Genomic DNA, 16,447 nt, shown 5'->3' with positions numbered 1-16,447 from the left:
GTCCATTTGAAAAGAATGATTATAGAGCTATGGCAGCCTGTTCGTTCTCCACAGCATCGAGAACGTTGGCTAACTCCTGTGAGCTGAACACTTTATTGATGTCTAAAATTATAATAAATACTTCATCTGACCGACCCATCCCGACAATGAAATCTTTTCGAATGGCAGTGCCCATATTTGGCGGTGGTTCGATTTGTCCTGCATCCATTTCGTAGACTTCTCGGACAGAATCCGAAAGAATCCCGAAAACAGTTTGGTCACCTTCAAAATTTACTTCGGTAATTATGATGCACGTATTAATGGTTTTTTCGGTTTGGCCGAGGCCGAACTTTACTTTGAGGTCGACTACTGGGACTGCGTGACCTCTTAAATTGATAACACCACAGATATAGTCCGGCGTCCTAGGCATTCTGGTGATGGTCACATACTCAAGAACTTCTCTTACATGATTGATACTTAAGGCGTATAACCCTTTTTCTAGGGTAAAAGTCAAGTACTGGTCATCGCAGCTATCTGTAGGTTCTTTCATCGATTTCCCCCGTCAGGTTTCCGGGTTTCAGGGTGAGTGACGATGCTATTTCTTTCGATGAAGCCTCCCGCGTTGTACCAATGCAGTGAGAGTGATGGTTATTTAAAAAGCAATTCATATGCGCTCCCAAATATCGCTTCGTAAAAACTGGTAGAGTCTGGAAATATAATTGCTTTTTACCTCCAGTGCAAAATTTTTTCAAGCTAAATGTTTTGAGCAAAGTAGTTGCGCAAACGAGTTCAGTGAGTTAATTTTTACGGTCAGGGCTTTAAGCATAAAGTGGGATTTGCAATGTCGTTGCGTTTATAATTTGACATATGTCTCGTCTGGCATAGAAAATTACTATTTAAAGCAGATGTTTTTTGAATATTGACGTTGGCGATTTCCTGTGATTTTGGTCTAACGGAAGTCCAACCAACGTGACGATTGGGAAAGCATCGGGAACGGGCCAAGGTGTCCGAGGGGAAAACCCGAATCCAGATTTCCCCAAGGGAGGGTTGCAGGTGTTTTCTGAGAAAAATACAACGAAGTTACCGACTTTTGAAAAGTCCAGTTTACTGGAATTTTTGATTTTCAGTTGATGGATAGAAATGTTAAATATTTGGAATTGGATCGACGACAACGGCGGAAGATGGCATTTCGGACCAGAAACGATGGTGTCGGATCGCAGGACTCTGCCATTTTTCAGCCCCGTGATGGTGCTACAGTCATTAAAACTGCCCTGTCCCTGGTCCTTGAGTGGGGTAGGGCCGGCCCAGCAATGTTAACCATCCGTAATAACACACTGTTCCCAAATACGAAATTTCTTGCGTTTTTGATTTGTCTGAAAAGCACTTATTGGGCGAGTCCCGAAGTATCACAAGATTTAAGCAGTTCTCTCTGGTGGAGTAAGTCTTGGATCTTTATGAGCCTATCGTAAATTTTAGGCAATATGGTGTCTATCCCTGAGGTTAAAAACTCATTGTAAATATATTCAATAAAGTTTATGTCTAAATAAAAAATCTTTAGCAGTTTTTCCCTGTTGTGCTTTTTAAATAAGATGCCGATTCCTTCGATATTGATAGCTATAAGTTCAGAATAGTACATGACGAGTAGAACTTTCTTTTCAAAAGATGTTTGAGTGTTTTCACCGAGAATACTATTAGATATAAGTCTAATGTCTTTGTAGGGCATGTTTTTTCTGGAGGGATAGGCGTATGATTTGTATCATAACCTATCCCTTTCCTTAAATTTATTTGGAGGTCAAGCGACTACAAAAGCTTTTTGGAGCGAGCCTCAGGGAGAGCGTGGGTATTTGATCCTTCGGATTTCATCTCGTCAATCAACCGCTTAAGTATTTGCGCCTGAGTGGCCAATTCACCGACTGCCTGTGCCGATTGTCTCATTCCATCGGAGGTTTCCATGGAAACCCTGTTGACGTCTTCAATGCTTCGGTTGATCTCTTCGCTAGTTGCGGATTGTTGTTCGGAAGCTGTTGCGATAGCCCGCACTTGATCCGTAGTTAAATCAACAAGCGTGACAATTTCATTGAGAGAATCACCTGCTTTTGTCGCTAGAATCGTAACCGAACTGATCCTTTTTACTGCTAAATCAACGTTTCCAATGTTTTTATTGGCTTCGTTCTGGATGCCCCTGATCGCATCGCCTACTTCCTTCGTCGCGGTCATGGTCTTCTCTGCCAATTTCCGAACTTCATCAGCTACTACGGCAAATCCTCGTCCTGCATCACCTGCCCGAGCAGCTTCAATCGCTGCATTGAGGGCAAGAAGGTTTGTCTGGTCAGCAATATCTGAAATAACATTGAGAACTTGCCCAATTTCTAAAGCTCTTTTTCCAAGCAAAGTCATATCGTTTTTCAATTCAAGAGCTGTAGATTCTACTTCAGCAATACCTGTGACAACTTCAGTCACCACAGTAGATCCATCTTGTGCTTGATGTTTAGCTTGGTCTGCGGTTTCTGCCGCCTGAGAAGCATTCTTCGCTACTTCCATAACCGTAGCGTTCATTTGTTCCATGGCAGTCGCAGTTTCTGCTACTCGTTGTGACTGAATTTCAGCCCCTTGAGTCGATTGTTCTATCTGTGCCGATAACTCTTCTGATGCAGAGCTAACAATTTCTACGACACTTTCAATAGAACTAGCCGCTGCAGTCATGCCTTCAGCTTTTGCATGTTCAGCAAGTGCTTTTGCTTCTTCAGCTTCTTTCGTGGCGATTTTCGCGTGTAAAGATTCTTCTTCAGCTTTTCTACTGTTTGTTTCTGCCTCGGAAATTTTAGTTTTTAAATTTGAAATCATGGTGCTTAATGAAGATTTCAAGCTCCCAAGTTCGTGCGTGAACTTTTCGTTGATTTCAGCTTCTAAATTTCCCCCGGAAACTTTTTGTGCATACTGAATAAGATGGTTAATCGGTGTTGTGATCGATCTTGCTACAAAAAATGCAATTAAAAGTGATAAAATAAGTGTGGTTCCGATGACGACATAAACTTTTGTGAGTGATGAAGATATCTCGGTTTGAATTGTCGAGAGGTTTTTCGCTATAGTTGCCATTTCTTTTGTACGGACAGAGTTCAGGGAGTCGATGACTTGAGTAATCGTAGAGAAAAAATCTTTACCGTTTATCCCAAAATTCCCTTCTTTTGATTTTACAAGTACTGTGTTGAATCCTTTGTTTGTGTCCAGCCACGCTTGCGATTTTCTGGTTTCATCCAGAAGGGAGTGTGCTTGGGCTCCAAGTACAAGAGCTTTTGATTCAAGGTTTGCATCGATGTTGGATTTGAATGTAATGAGACGAGTAAACATCTCTTCGTTGATAGGCTTGTCAGCTGTTAGGATACCAGAAACAGTAGCACGGAGTTTTCCTGCATTCTCTTTTGCAGTCTCTAGTATGATGATGGTCGTCAAAGATTTTCCGAATCCTCGGGTTGTTTTGGAGTTAGCGATAGCTGTTTCGCTGGTCATCAAATCTGCAATGATTTTCCCATATGCATCGACAACTTCTCTAGCTGGTGAATTTTGATTCGCCTGAGTTCGTACTTTTTCAATGTTTGAGACTGCTTGAGAAGTTGCTTCTTTGACTTGTGGGGTAAAGTTTACAGTTTTAAGGGCATCAATTACGGGTTTGATTTGATTGTCGGATAATTTCCGCTGTGAGTTCATATCGTCTTGAGAACCGCCGGAGAGATATATGGAAGTCCGACCGCGTTCTTTCTGTAATTCATGGACTAAGTCTGATATTGCTATAAAAAGTTGCGTATTTCCAGACATTTTTGCTACAATTTCGGATTCGTCTATGCTGATTTTGGTGTAAAGAATACTGATTGCCAGAAATGCGATAAGTGGAATCGCTGTCAGCAGAATTAGCTTGCTGGAAATTTTCATGGTACTATATCCTTCTAAATCGGTGATGTTTTGGCTAAGCGAGATACTCTTAGTCTGGGAAGACGTTAACACCATTCTTAGTCCAAGGGCAAGTAGGGTAGTGCTTTGAACAATTCGAAATTATAGGTCTAATTTGACACAGGTTGAGTTTGGCATACCTTCGTCCCACCTGGATAGTACGAGCGCCCGAGGAGGAACCCACCAGTTCTCAGATTTCCATAGACAGACAGCTGATTGCTGAGACAAAAGCTACGAAAATGTAGGTTGTGAAAAAATCCAGTTTACTGGAACTATTAATTTTTTGTTGATGGGTAGAATACGGAGTTCTTAAGCCACGCAATGAGTGCGGACCAGAAACGAGGGTGGCGGATGGCAGGATCCTGCGATTGTTTAGTTTGTAATGCCGTCACCCATCGCCCCTGAAAATGTCCGGTTTGATGAATAAAAGTGTCCGGGCAATCTAAGCGGCGGCTACTATAGGTCTGCCTCGATCCAGAGTCTTGGTAAAGGAAAGTGAAAGCCCACGTAGTCCAAATATTTGGGGCGTGAATTTCATTGATCACTTTGAAGTAACTTTGTTCCTGCCTGTTTTTTTTGATTCATACAGAGCTTCATCTGACCGGATTATTAATGAATCCTGAGTATCTGCTTGGGTAACTTCTGTTGCGCCAATGCTTATAGTGACATTGAAATTTCTTGTGAAACTAATTTTTTCTACAATCTCTCGTATTTTTTCAGCAAATATAAGTGCCGATTGAATGGTGGTTGAGGGCAGCAGTAAAACAAATTCTTCGCCTCCCCATCGAGCAAAAACGTCGTTAGTTCTAATGTTTTTGGAAATTTCTGAACTCAATTTAACAAGAACTTCGTCGCCTATCATATGGCCGTAGGTATCGTTTATTTTTTTGAAAAAATCAATGTCAAAAATACAAAGAGAAAAAATTGTGCCGTGACGCTTGTATCGCTCAAGTTCTAGAGCGAACAATTCCGAGAATTTGTGGCGGTTGTATAAGTTTGTAAGCTTGTCCCTGGAGGCTAATCGATCTTTTTCTTCAATTAGTGAGTTTGTAAACTTTAGCAGGGTGTTTAGTGAGTTTGAAATTTCTGAAATTTCGTCATCGTTCGTGTCGTATATTTCAATTCGGAAGTTATTTGTTGATAATATTGATTTCATTTTTATGTTTAAAGTTGAAATTCGAGATGAAAATAAGTTCAAATATTTGACAAGGAGTGCAAAAGAAGTAGCTATAACTAATAACGTCGTTGCTGATAATATCGCTGCAGTTTTTTGTGTCGATTTAATATTTTGGGTTAATTTAATTTCAATTAGTGAGTCTAGTTTGTTTTGTACGGAAAAGTAATAGTCCATAGACTGCGTCGAAAGTCTAAACCATTCATTTGGAGTTAAATTTGACGCTTTGTTTTCGCTGTACATTTGCACAAAGTTTTCTGTGCGTTTTATGGTGTTGGACATGGTGATCTCTTGAGCAATTTCTGGGTAGTTTTGGCCCAAGATAACTAATAGATTTTCTTTGGCCGCCAAATAGTAGGAATTTTCACTATCAATATAAAGGCTGTCTTTTTCAGAAGAGATTTCGTTGTTTAATAGTGTGGTTATGTATGCCCGTAGTTTCCCGAGGTGTTCTCTTGTGGAAATTAAGTTTTCTACGATTAGGTATTGTGGTGTGTGGTGAAAGTTCTCAATAAAAGAGTTTGTGCTAAGCGTGCGTATCAATCGATAGATGATCAGTGAATAGTCTTTGGTGGTTGATGATGGTGTTGCCTTTCCTTGGTCCCCTTGATTTCTAATCTGAGTAATTTGAGATGATGTGTCAGATGCATCAAGCGTATTCGCAAATATTCCAAGTTGCTCGTTTGTATTGGAACGGGCATTTTCTAGGTTGACTCTATTCTCTGCTGTTTTGTTGGAGATGTAGTTTGCTGTAAGGCCGCGTTCTTTTTGCAGCAAGTGGATTAATCTGGAATACTTTTGTATGTATTGAAACTCTTCGAGCAGTGTCTCATCTGTGGCAATACGTTTGAAGCTTGAGTATAGGACAATCGCCACGATACAAATCATAAATATAGCGATCAACGTATAAAAACAGTAAAATTTGCTACGAATTGTGGAAAACATTGAGCCTTTCTTCCCTGTTTTGAAGGTGATAAGTCGGAGCAAAACGTCCAAGGCAATGGTGCCAGATTCTCTGGATTAACTCATGTTTTTTGTTTGGTAATAATAAATATAAGCCCACGTTGTCCTTTTCATGTGGATGGCGTGGGCTTCATTGTCGTTGATTTATGGGGATTAATGCTGAGTTAACTCTTCAATTGGGATGAGCTTGTCTAGGTCAAGAAGGATCAGCAACCGATCATCTAGTTTACCAACACCCTTGATATACTCAGATTCGATTCCAGAAACAACTGGTGGTGGTGGTTCGACCGTGTTGGATTGAATCCGAAGTACTTCCGACACCCCATCCACGACGAATCCGATCACCACGCTATGAAGGTCAACGACGATGATTCGTGTTTGGCTGTCGTGTGGCTTGGACTCCAGTAAAAACCGGCTTCGTAGGTCGATGACAGGGATGACCTTTCCTCTTAGGTTGATGACTCCTTCGACGTGTGGTGGCGAGTTCGGTACTTTCGTGATCGCCATTGTGCGGATGATCTCCTGCACCTTGAGGATGTCAATTCCGAACTCTTCCTCACCGATAGCGAAGGTAACCAGCTGGAGAAGTTCATTCTCCTGCTTACTGATGGTGGTTTCGCCCATTACCTTCTCCCATTCCCTAGTGCAAGCGGTCTCTTGCCAGCGGGGAGAGCATTTGAACTCGATCCACTTTCGGATTTCATCTCGTCGATAAGTCTTTTTAATACCTGGGCTTGATTCGCTAGTTCGGTTACAGCTTCTGCCGATTGTCTCATTCCATCGGCAGTTTCCGAAGAAATCCGATTCACGGATTCAATGCTACGGTTTATTTCTTCACTCGTGGCAGATTGCTCTTCTGAGGCTGTCGCAATCGAGCGAACCTGATCGGTGGTTTTTTCAGCCAAGGTGACAATTTGTTGCAAAGCTTCACCGGAATTAGTGGCGAGGTGAGTAACCTCTTCAATATTTCTGCCAGTCCGCTCTACATTTTCGATGTTCTTCTTGGTTCCGTCCTGGATGCCCCGGATCGCTGCCCCGACTTCCTTGGTGGCGGTCATAGTCTTCTCTGCCAGTTTCCGGACCTCATCAGCGACAACTGCAAATCCTCGTCCAGCTTCACCAGCACGAGCAGCTTCAATGGCGGCATTTAGAGCTAGGAGGTTTGTCTGGTCGGCGATGTCGGAGATTACGCTGAGAATTTGACCAATTCCTTCTGCCTGCTTGCCAAGGTTATCCATGTCCGTTTTCATCTCTTGGGATTGGTTTTGGACTTGACCAATTCCCTGAACAACTTGACTGACCGCACGAGCTCCTTCTTCAGCTTTAACCTTGGCTTGGTCAGCAGTACTCGCTGCATTGGAAGCATTTTTTGCAACTTCAAGCACAGTCGCATTCATTTCTTCCATAGCAGTCGCGGTCTCGGCAATGCTCTGAGCTTGTTCTTCAGACCCACGGCTTGATTGTTCGATTTGAGCTGAAAGTTGTTCAGAAGCTGAAGTGACTATTTCAACAACGGTTTCAAGTTGTTGTGCGGCTTGGAACATGCCTTCGGCTTTCGCTTTTTCAGCGTGTATTTTTGCATCTTCTGCTTCGTTTGTGGCAATTGTAGCTTTCTCCATCTCTTCTGAAGCAACTTTTGTAGCACTTTCAGCGGCAGATATTTTTTCTTTCAATGCTGTGACCATTTTGTTGAGAGCTTCACCAAGTTTAGCAACTTCATCTGAGCCAACAGTTTGCAGCCTTGTTCCAAAATCACCATTGGAAACAGCATTGGCGAAGTCCAGAGAATTGTTCAATGGTTTTGATATTGTTGAAGATATGTACAATCCTAATAGGATTGAAGCAATAGGGGACGCTATTGCGAGAAAAAGCATAAGTGAAGTTAAGAATGAAACTTCCTTGTCGGCTGAAGCAATATCGTTCTGAGCGTTTTTTAAGTTTATCTCGATGACCTTTGCCAGCGATTCGTTTATAGCCCTGTTTGCTTCTCCGCCTTGTTTTATGATCAAATCCGTCAATTTATTTTCAAGTTCTTTGTTTGTCGTATCTTTTTCCCATGAGACCATCAAAGCCATAATTTCGTTGTTAATTACAATCCCTTTTTCAATGTTTTTCTTGAAAACATTCCAGGCGACTGTCTCTTCCGGTGTTTGCGGTAAAGCTTCGTACCCATCTATAGCTTCACGATATGCTGTTCTAGCATTTTCAAAATTAGTATGTTGACGTTGACGTTCTTCTGTAGATAAGCGGTCTAAAAGCAAAGTCCGTTGAACTACTACTAGGTTTCTTAAGTTGAAACGCATCTTTGCCAAAAAATCTACACTTGGCAAGTATGTTTTGTTGCTATTGTCAAGGTAGGCTTTTGTCGAGTTCAGACCTTTATAGCCAGCTATGCCCAAGATTGTTGTCAGGGCAGCAACAAAAATAAAAGATAAAATTAAACGAACTCCGACTTTTAAGTTTTTCATATCACCCTCCGGGAGATTGTATTGGTCAGTTGTTTGTGTGCAAAGCTTTGCTCAATATAGGTGCCAACAGCTAGTTTTGGGGGCAGACTCGTCCTATAATAGTAGAATTACCCGTGGAATTGTCAAGTCTTATTGTTGTTAGTTTAATTACCAGCGTCAGCATCAAGCGTGAACTAGTCATATTTGACCTATGTAAATTTTAACATAAGTACCAGATGCACTTTTCCCAAACTTTCCCCTTGACCTCCCAGCCCGTGGGAGTGTAGTCCCCTCCGACCAACGACGAGCCAACAAGCGCCAACGTCTTTGGTACCCGAAAATTTCCGGGGAATGGAAAATTTCGGGTTGACGACGGGAAGCTTTTCAAATAGATATCCCCTTCCCTGATTCTGTTTATAGGAGCGTAGCTCAGGGGGAGAGCACTTGCTTGACACACCACAAGCGTGGTTTAAACCCCTAAAATCATTACAAAAGCCCCTGTGAAAAAGTGATCTCGTTGGCGAGTAGCCAACGGGATTTTTTGTTTTTTATAGGTCTGTTCTCGATCTCGTTGGCGCATCTGTGGTCAGACTGTGGCGCAGCTGCCAACTCGGTTTTAAATCTGCCTGTTTCTCCTGATCCGTCCCGATTTCCCTGGTCCATCCCATATCCGGTTAGCCAACAGTGCAGGTTCCTGCGTTATTTGGGGTGAATTAAGCCCAGGCCATCTTTGTTGACAGTCTGGGCTTTTTCCGTGGTTAGTAGTTAATGATTTTATCAGCGAGCTTGACCTGTTCGTAAAGAGTCTTCATATTTGACAACTTGACGTATTCACTTTCATCCACACCGTGGATGATCATGCACTTCCCTCAAGCGGCTAGTAGTCCGTCGCTTAAAGCAAATAGTTTTACTTCTCCAGAAATGGGAAATTGTTCGGAATCTCCATCATAGAGATTTACTCCTGGACCATTCAAGAAGATGGTGACTTCTTCGCCAGCGTTTAATAGAAAATTTCCAAAGCGAACGGCATTCCATTTGATTTCAGGTGAATTGCTTGACAAGATGATTAGGATTTGCATTTGTGATACCTCCTGACTATTGCGATAGAAATTATCTATAGCCAAGACACAGGGAGGAGGCAAGCACTGACACCAGCGGCAAGCCCACCAAGGAACTTAAGGTGACCGAAGGGCAGCCGTTTCCCCATGGTCCTCCTAGTCCATCCCCTATCCAGTTGGTCAAATACGAAATTTCTTTCGTTTTTGAAGTAGACTATGGGACTGGATGGCAGGATTCTGCCATCGGACAAGCCGTTTTTAGATCAAAATTAGTATTTTCTGTGTATTTTCAGCTTGTTTTGTTTTTATGACGGTCTGAACTCGCAGGATCCTGTGATTTTTAACGCCGAAAAATCGCTAAACTCTGGATTTTCAACAGTCCAGTGAACTGGAATCCTGTAGTCTTAGCTGTTTGAACAATAATGCAGCTTCCTGCGTTTTCTTGTTTGCGATATGTCTGAGTCGAAACGCTCAAATACATTTGAAGAATTTCTTGTCTTCTATGATCATATGATTGTGTATGACTTCGCTAGCGAGAAATACTAAAATTTCCCCTAGCGATAGCGAGTCATGCTTGTATTTCTCTGCAAGGTCGGCGCACTGGCCTAGTAGTTTGTCGTGTATCTTGCAGTGATTTTCTGAATCTTCGTAATTTGCCGATAAGAATACTTCAGATTCGTCTCTGAAGTGTTCTTTGACATGCTCAATAAGTGCATTAATCAGGTTTAAGCAGTGTTCTTTTGATTCTCCTGCAATTATAGCGGAAAGTAGTCTGTTGGATAGTTGAAAGAGGTGATGGTGTTGGGAGTCAATGGTTTGGTTGCCAGATTTGTAGCGTTTGCTCCACTGTAAATGGATAAGCCCTGTTTGATAGAGCTTGCTAGGTGAAAAGTAGATATCTTCAGGATCAATATAGTATTCGACTCTATTCCGTCCTAGGTTTTTTGCGCGATATAGCGCTTCGTCTGCGTGATGTAAACGAAAATCAATAGTTTTTGAATCTCCCCAGAATGTGACAGCCCCGATGCTGACTGTTGTCCGAAGTATATTGCTATGTGACTCTATTGCTGCGTTTGCAACATTTTTCCGAAGCCTTTCAGCAGCGATGTGACTTCCTTCGTAATCGGTATCTAGAAGTAATATCGCAAATTCTTCCCCGCCTATTCGTCCAACGATGTCAATGGATCTTACAGATTCTTTGCAAATGTTTGCAATTTTTTGTAAAACAACATCACCAACCTCATGGCCATAGGTGTCGTTTGTGTTCTTGAAGTGATCAATGTCAAGCATTAAAAGGGTAAGTGGTTCTTCAGAACGGGCAGCCCTCGTAATTTCTCTTGCGGATTGTTCATAAAAAAACCTCCGATTTCCAATTCTTGTCAAATAGTCTTCGGAGGCAAGCTTCAAAAGTTCTTCTTCGTAGGTCTTTACTTTCGTAAAGTCTTGAATCTGAGAAATGAAGAATTGAGGATTGCCGTCGGTGTCACAAATTAACGAAACGCTTAAAAGAATGTGCAGTGTATCGCCTGTTTTTTTGAAATATCTTTTCTCGAGCTGGTAAGAAGGGATTTCTTTACGAAGCAGGCGCTGAATGTTTTCAAGGTCAATTTCAAGGTCGTCAGGGTGGGTTATGTCCTGAAATGTAAGGTCCGGCATTTCACTTTCTGAATATCCTACCATTCCACACAGAGACTTGTTGACTCTTATCCATTTGCCTGACAAGTCAACAATGGCCATGCCGATGGCTGCGTGAGTGAATGCGCTGGTAAACAATTCCAGTTCACTGTGATTGCAAAAACGTTCTACCAAGATTTTTGCCCCCTAATTGTGATTTAAAAAATACAGCAACTTTTGTGAACGGGATTTAAAAGTACTAATTGCTTTTTCTTATTTTAACCCAGAACACGGTTCCGTCAGGTTCCTCTGAAGTGAATCCGACTTTTCCGCCAAGATAGTTTTCTGTGAGTAGCTTGATTGAATAAGTGCCAAGGCCTCTGTCGACGCCTTTAGTTGAGAATGATCTTTTGAAAATTTGGGATTGAATATGGTCAGGTATAACGGATTTGTTTGCCACCCAGAACTTTGCAAAATCTCCATCTTCTTGAAGTCCGAACGTTATGCTTCCTCCCTCTGGTGTGGCTTCAAGCGCGTTGATAAGCATATTCACGATGACGCGCATTAATAGGGTGTAGTCGGATGTTATTTGGACGTTTTGGCTAGTTTCATCAATCGATATGGTTTTATCGTATGCTTTGGGATGGTTTTTGTATTCTTTTACTGCTAAATTTACAAGCTCTAATCCTTGGAGAGTTATCATAGAGAGCTTGTATTCTTTGTTTTCAAGCGCTAATAACTGTTTTTGTTTCTTAATTTCTTCTACAAGGCCAAACAGTGACGCTTGGACAAGGCTCATTAATTCTTTACTTTCTTCTGGAACTTCGTCAAATAAAGTATCGAGTAGAGCTTTTGCTCCTCCGGCTGCATTAAGAATATCGTGAAAAAAGATTCGTTCCAGTATTTTTCTACGTTTTTCGTCTTCTATATCTACGATTGAGACAACATAATACTTTGCGTTTTCAACATCCCAAGGAGAAACAAATACTCTCAGGTCTTTTGCCGAGCTTTCATCGTTGTGGCTTACCAGGAGTTGACAGTCGTGCTGCGCTTTTGCATTGCCGATCATGCTTTCTAATACTGCTCGAAGAGCACCACATTCACGGCAAAATGTAGAAGTGCCACATCCTGCTTCTTCCACGTGGGCGTAGCTACAACCCATTGCTTCACCGGGGCGAAGCCCAAGGAAATTGCCTAGGTCGTGGATGCCAAGGATGTCTAAAAAAGCTTTATTGCTGAAAACTATTTGCCGGTGACTGTTTAAAACAATGAGCGGAAGGGGAAAGAAGTCAAAGTAGCTAGAGCATATGTGTCCAGAAAGCTGTTCTCTCTCTTCCTGTACTTCATTAATGCTTAAACGTTCAGGTGGGGCGCATTTTGTATGTAACTGATCGCTGCTCAAGTTCATATCCTTCCGGTCGATTTAGTTGCAAACTAGAAAAGTAGTGCGTGTAATATCGATATCTTACATCACTTTGGCCTAAATCTAGTCCGTTCGGTGGTCAAAAACGAAATTTCTTTCGTTTTTTGGGCTGCCTATCGGCTTTAATCGCAAAACTTTGCCATTCTGCACTTCTCTTTGTGTAAAACTTCGCATTTACAGTGTGTTTTCAGTTTGTTCCCGGGAGTAGCGGTACATGGTAGGTCTGCGTTCGCAGAATCCTACGATTTTCAGCGCCTAGAAAACGGCAAATTCCTGGATTTTCAAAAGTTTAGTAAACTAAAGTTGTAGATTATTGGTGTCTGAGCGAATCGCCAGTTTCTTGCTTCAAGATTTTCTTGTCAGCTTAAGGTGCTTTGGAAATAACATCTAGGACCTTGGCACTTTGGGGATACACACAGTGACTTTTGTTCCAATTTCATCTGATGTTGTCATAAAAATTGTTCCTCCGATTGCTCTGGTCATAATGGCTGCACTATAAGTTCCTAAGCCAGTTCCACCAGACTTTCCTGCAGTTGTATATTTTTCAAAAAATTTATCTCGAATCTCAGTAGAAACCGGGCGGCTGTTGGAAATTACAATAGTACAATTGGCGCTATCGTATGAGATGGATACTTCTATTGGTTCGTCAAGCACACTTGCTTCGACAGCATTTTTTATAAGATTGAGCAGAACTATTTCTAATAGTCCTGAATCGGAATAAATAGAGAGACCTGTTGTGTCATTTGGTGTGTAATTTTCATGAATGTACACTTTGTTCGGATTGAATCCAATCCCTCTGCCAAGTAGTTCACATACTCCTTTGATGATTTCAAGTAAGTCACATTCCTGAGGCAGGAAATCGTATGTGCCGCTTTCAATCTTATATAAGTCCAGGGAACTGTTTATCTGTAATAGCATTTTCCGCCCTGAGACAATAACCAAGTTAAGCATATTCTTCTGCTGGACTGTTAAATTGTCGTCATCCATAAGAAGTTCTGGAATATTTATAATGCCAGTCAGTGGGCTTTTTAAATTATGACGAGAAATACGTTCTAAGTCGTCTTTTACCTTTTCGAGTCGTTGTAGCTCAGAATTGTCTCGAATAATTCCGACAGCATGCCAACCGTCAGCTGTGAGAAGTGAAGAAAGTGACAGAGAAATAGGAATCTCGCGACCGTCTTTTATACGTGCGAAAAGTTCTAAAGTCTTGCCAATAGCATCGCCTTGACCGGTATGGTGAAACTTCTCGAATCCTGTAGTATAAGCATCAAAATATCTTTCCGGAGCAATAAGGGAGTGTAAATCCTGGCCACTGGCTTCATCTTTCGTGTAGCCTAGTAAGCGTTCAGCAGCTGGATTCCAAAAAGATACTTTTCCTTGAGGATCGATCATCAATATGGCATCTAGTGCAGAGTCTGTTATGCGCCGAAAGCGAATTTCACTTTCACGCATCTCTTCTTCGGCCATCTTCCGTTCGGTTATTTCTTCATGGGCGACAACAACTTTGCGAGGGCTTTCGCCGGGGAATGGGGTGACCCGTCCTGCAAACCACCTTCTTTTAGTTGGTGAGTCGCATGGGTACTCAAGTATGAAAAAATCTGTCTCCCCACCCGCGACACTTCTAATCCCTTTTGCAAAGTGAACTGCCTCTTTCGCATATGTTCCAGAAGCCTTGTCACAGATATCCAAATAGTTTGTTCCTATTGAAACGTCATTTGGGTAAAGGCCATTTTGTCGAGCGAAATCATTCCATGCTTTATTGACATGCAAAATATTTCCTTGGTTGTCCAGCAAAGCAATGTTAGCAGAAAGACAGTCCAACGTTGACCTTAGAAATTGTTCCGATTCTTTCAGAGCTTCTTCAGCTAACTGACGATCAGTTTCAATACTCCAAAGTTCTGAAATTAATTTCCTTGCGGCTTGTAACTCGACCGTAAGCTCTTCTTTTGTTTTTTCTATATCTTGCATAAGTATTCCATGTAAGCAAAGCAAGGTTTTGTTTCATTTTGGACCGAACGTTTGGGTATCCATCATTGCATTTAATAGGACGATACTAGTTCGTTGTAAACGTAGTGTCTCTCTTGCAATATGAAGAATATATTATGCCATTCCCCGTGCCGAAAAAAACGGCAAATTACTCATTTTCAAAAAATCCAGTAAACTAGAATCCTAGGGCATCGGTCTCAAGGTGATTTTCGCGGCAAACCCAAGGACTTCTTGTCGACTGTAATTCTTGTACTTTTCTTCGTCAACGGTAACACCAAGTAAACTTTCCAAGTTGCTGCCAATGGGATACACTCACCTCTGCTGGGTCAGCTGGCCGGCACTAACAATGGGACCACCAAGGAGCGATCCTGGTCCAGCATACTACGCCGTTAAAAAAAGGTGAACCACCGGGGCAGGGCGGTCCACCTTCGAAGACGAGCAAGTCCGGTAATAGGCCAGATTATTCTCAAACAAAGTCTATTTTTACAAGGATATGTAACCCCAGGGTTTTGACAATCCATTCTTCGCCTTGGGACTAAAAACGCGGTTACTCACTTTTTTGACTCCTTCCCCTACTGAAAAATGGCAGGATTATGCCATCTGACAGGTGCTTTTTTACTCAAAAATGACGATATTACCTTGTTTTGCTTGACTTTTGAGTTTTATGAGTTTCCGCTGACCCGCCGATCCACAGGATCCTGAGTTTTTCAAGAGCCGATAAACGGCAAATTCCCAGGTTTTCAAAAAGTCCAGTAAGCTGGAATCCTGGGAAATCGGTGGATGCACGGTAATTATCTCGGCAACCATAGGAACATCTCATTCCCAGTAATTCTTGATCTTTTCTCTCTCAACGGCAACACCATGTAAACTTCCCAAGCTGCTGCCGATGGGATATACTCGCCACTACTGGCCCAGCTGGGCGGCAATGGCACTGGGATCAGCCCGGGACTGATCCTGGCCCAGCATACTACGCCGTTAAAAAAAGGTGAACCACCGGAGTAGGGCGGTCCACCTTCTGGTAGCGAACTAAAACAGGCTGTTACACGAGATTATTTTCAAACAAATCAATCTTTACAAGGGTATCGAATCCAAGGGTTCTGACAATCAGTGCTTCTCCTGCCGTCCATTTACGGGTTCTAGAGTTTTTCATCTGTGCTTTGATAGTTTCAAGGTTTTCTTCGAATTGTTTCAGCGAAAACAGTGCTGCATATGGTTTGTAAATTTCTTCGTAGCATTCATCGCATAGAAAGTTGTATTTTCTGAATCTATCAGGACTGAACCAATGTGATTCGTCCCATAAACATTGAACTTTCATAACTTTCTCCGTGTTTGGTCTTTGACAAAAGAAAGACGAGGAGTCTGTGCTAGAGATTCCTCGTCTTTCCATAAGGCTATTGAATAGTATGCTATTTTCTAGTCTTCTTTTGCAATTTCAATAAGCTTTTCAATGATGGTGTTCGTATCGTCAGTCTTCGCCTTGAGGCTAAGAATAATGTTTCTAATTTCTTCTCCACTGCGATTTTGTTTCAACTGTAAATAACACTTCTTGTAACAAACGGGGCACAGGTATCTCCAGGTTTCTTTTGGTTTGACAGGGTATTTCGTGTCACAGATCAAGCATGACATCTCGATCGCTTCTTTTTCTGGATTTGATGTGGCCAGCTTCATAATGTTGTTTTTGTAGTAGGTGTCAATTGCTGCGACGTACTTGTGTGTCTTTTTAATGTTTTCAATCATTACTGTCCGGCTAAGAAAAGGCTTGACGCCTGAAAGCGACAACTGGTGCAAGCTCATGATGCCTTTCCACTTAGGCGATCAATTTTGAAAAAATGGCATAAATTGCCATGACATCAAGTTC

At 41.9% G+C, this 16,447-nt stretch carries 11 protein-coding genes; all 11 read right to left on the bottom strand.

Annotation, left to right across the window (positions count from 1 at the left end; translation table 11 throughout):
• Nucleotides 1–19: 19 nt before the first annotated feature.
• Nucleotides 20–529 carry a chemotaxis protein CheW gene (locus GTA51_RS17595; RefSeq protein WP_043638927.1) on the bottom strand — a complete coding sequence of 170 codons (510 nt, stop codon included), beginning with the start codon at nucleotides 527–529 and terminating at the stop codon, nucleotides 20–22.
• A gap of 1,250 nt (nucleotides 530–1,779) precedes the next feature.
• Nucleotides 1,780–3,906 carry a methyl-accepting chemotaxis protein gene (locus GTA51_RS17590; RefSeq protein ID WP_160963426.1) on the bottom strand — a complete coding sequence of 709 codons (2,127 nt, stop codon included), beginning with the start codon at nucleotides 3,904–3,906 and terminating at the stop codon, nucleotides 1,780–1,782.
• A gap of 559 nt (nucleotides 3,907–4,465) precedes the next feature.
• A complete protein-coding gene (locus GTA51_RS17585; protein WP_160963424.1) occupies nucleotides 4,466–5,974 on the bottom strand; it encodes a diguanylate cyclase in 1,509 nt (502 codons plus the stop codon).
• Nucleotides 5,975–6,214: 240 nt separating this feature from the next.
• Entirely contained in the window at nucleotides 6,215–6,685 is a 471-nt protein-coding gene (locus GTA51_RS17580) for a chemotaxis protein CheW (RefSeq protein WP_160963422.1), read from the bottom strand.
• Nucleotides 6,685–8,529 carry a methyl-accepting chemotaxis protein gene (locus GTA51_RS17575; protein WP_160963420.1) on the bottom strand — a complete coding sequence of 615 codons (1,845 nt, stop codon included), beginning with the start codon at nucleotides 8,527–8,529 and terminating at the stop codon, nucleotides 6,685–6,687. The genes GTA51_RS17580 and GTA51_RS17575 overlap by 1 nt, the downstream gene beginning before the upstream one ends.
• 737 nt (nucleotides 8,530–9,266) lie before the next feature.
• Entirely contained in the window at nucleotides 9,267–9,587 is a 321-nt protein-coding gene (locus GTA51_RS17570; protein ID WP_246198212.1) for a DsrE family protein, read from the bottom strand.
• A gap of 450 nt (nucleotides 9,588–10,037) precedes the next feature.
• Entirely contained in the window at nucleotides 10,038–11,375 is a 1,338-nt protein-coding gene (locus GTA51_RS17565; RefSeq protein WP_160963416.1) for a diguanylate cyclase, read from the bottom strand.
• 64 nt (nucleotides 11,376–11,439) lie between these two features.
• A complete protein-coding gene (locus tag GTA51_RS17560; RefSeq protein ID WP_160963414.1) occupies nucleotides 11,440–12,588 on the bottom strand; it encodes a sensor histidine kinase in 1,149 nt (382 codons plus the stop codon).
• Between the two features lie 402 nt (nucleotides 12,589–12,990).
• The gene (locus tag GTA51_RS17555) at nucleotides 12,991–14,571 is read right to left on the bottom strand and encodes a PAS domain-containing sensor histidine kinase (protein ID WP_160963412.1); all 1,581 of its coding nucleotides are present in this window, start codon (nucleotides 14,569–14,571) and stop codon (nucleotides 12,991–12,993) included.
• A gap of 1,057 nt (nucleotides 14,572–15,628) precedes the next feature.
• On the bottom strand, nucleotides 15,629–15,904 hold the full coding sequence (locus GTA51_RS17550; protein WP_160963410.1) for a hypothetical protein: 276 nt from the start codon (nucleotides 15,902–15,904) through the stop codon (nucleotides 15,629–15,631).
• A gap of 98 nt (nucleotides 15,905–16,002) precedes the next feature.
• Nucleotides 16,003–16,383, bottom strand: coding sequence for a hypothetical protein (locus GTA51_RS17545; protein ID WP_160963408.1), 381 nt, complete (start codon nucleotides 16,381–16,383; stop codon nucleotides 16,003–16,005).
• Between the last annotated feature and the right edge of the window lie 64 nt (nucleotides 16,384–16,447).

This window comes from Solidesulfovibrio aerotolerans (genome assembly GCF_009856865.1).
Taxonomy (GTDB): domain Bacteria; phylum Desulfobacterota; class Desulfovibrionia; order Desulfovibrionales; family Desulfovibrionaceae; genus Solidesulfovibrio; species Solidesulfovibrio aerotolerans.
The sequence above is the reverse complement of the archived record's forward strand: the minus strand, read 5'-3'. Positions and strand labels throughout refer to the sequence as shown.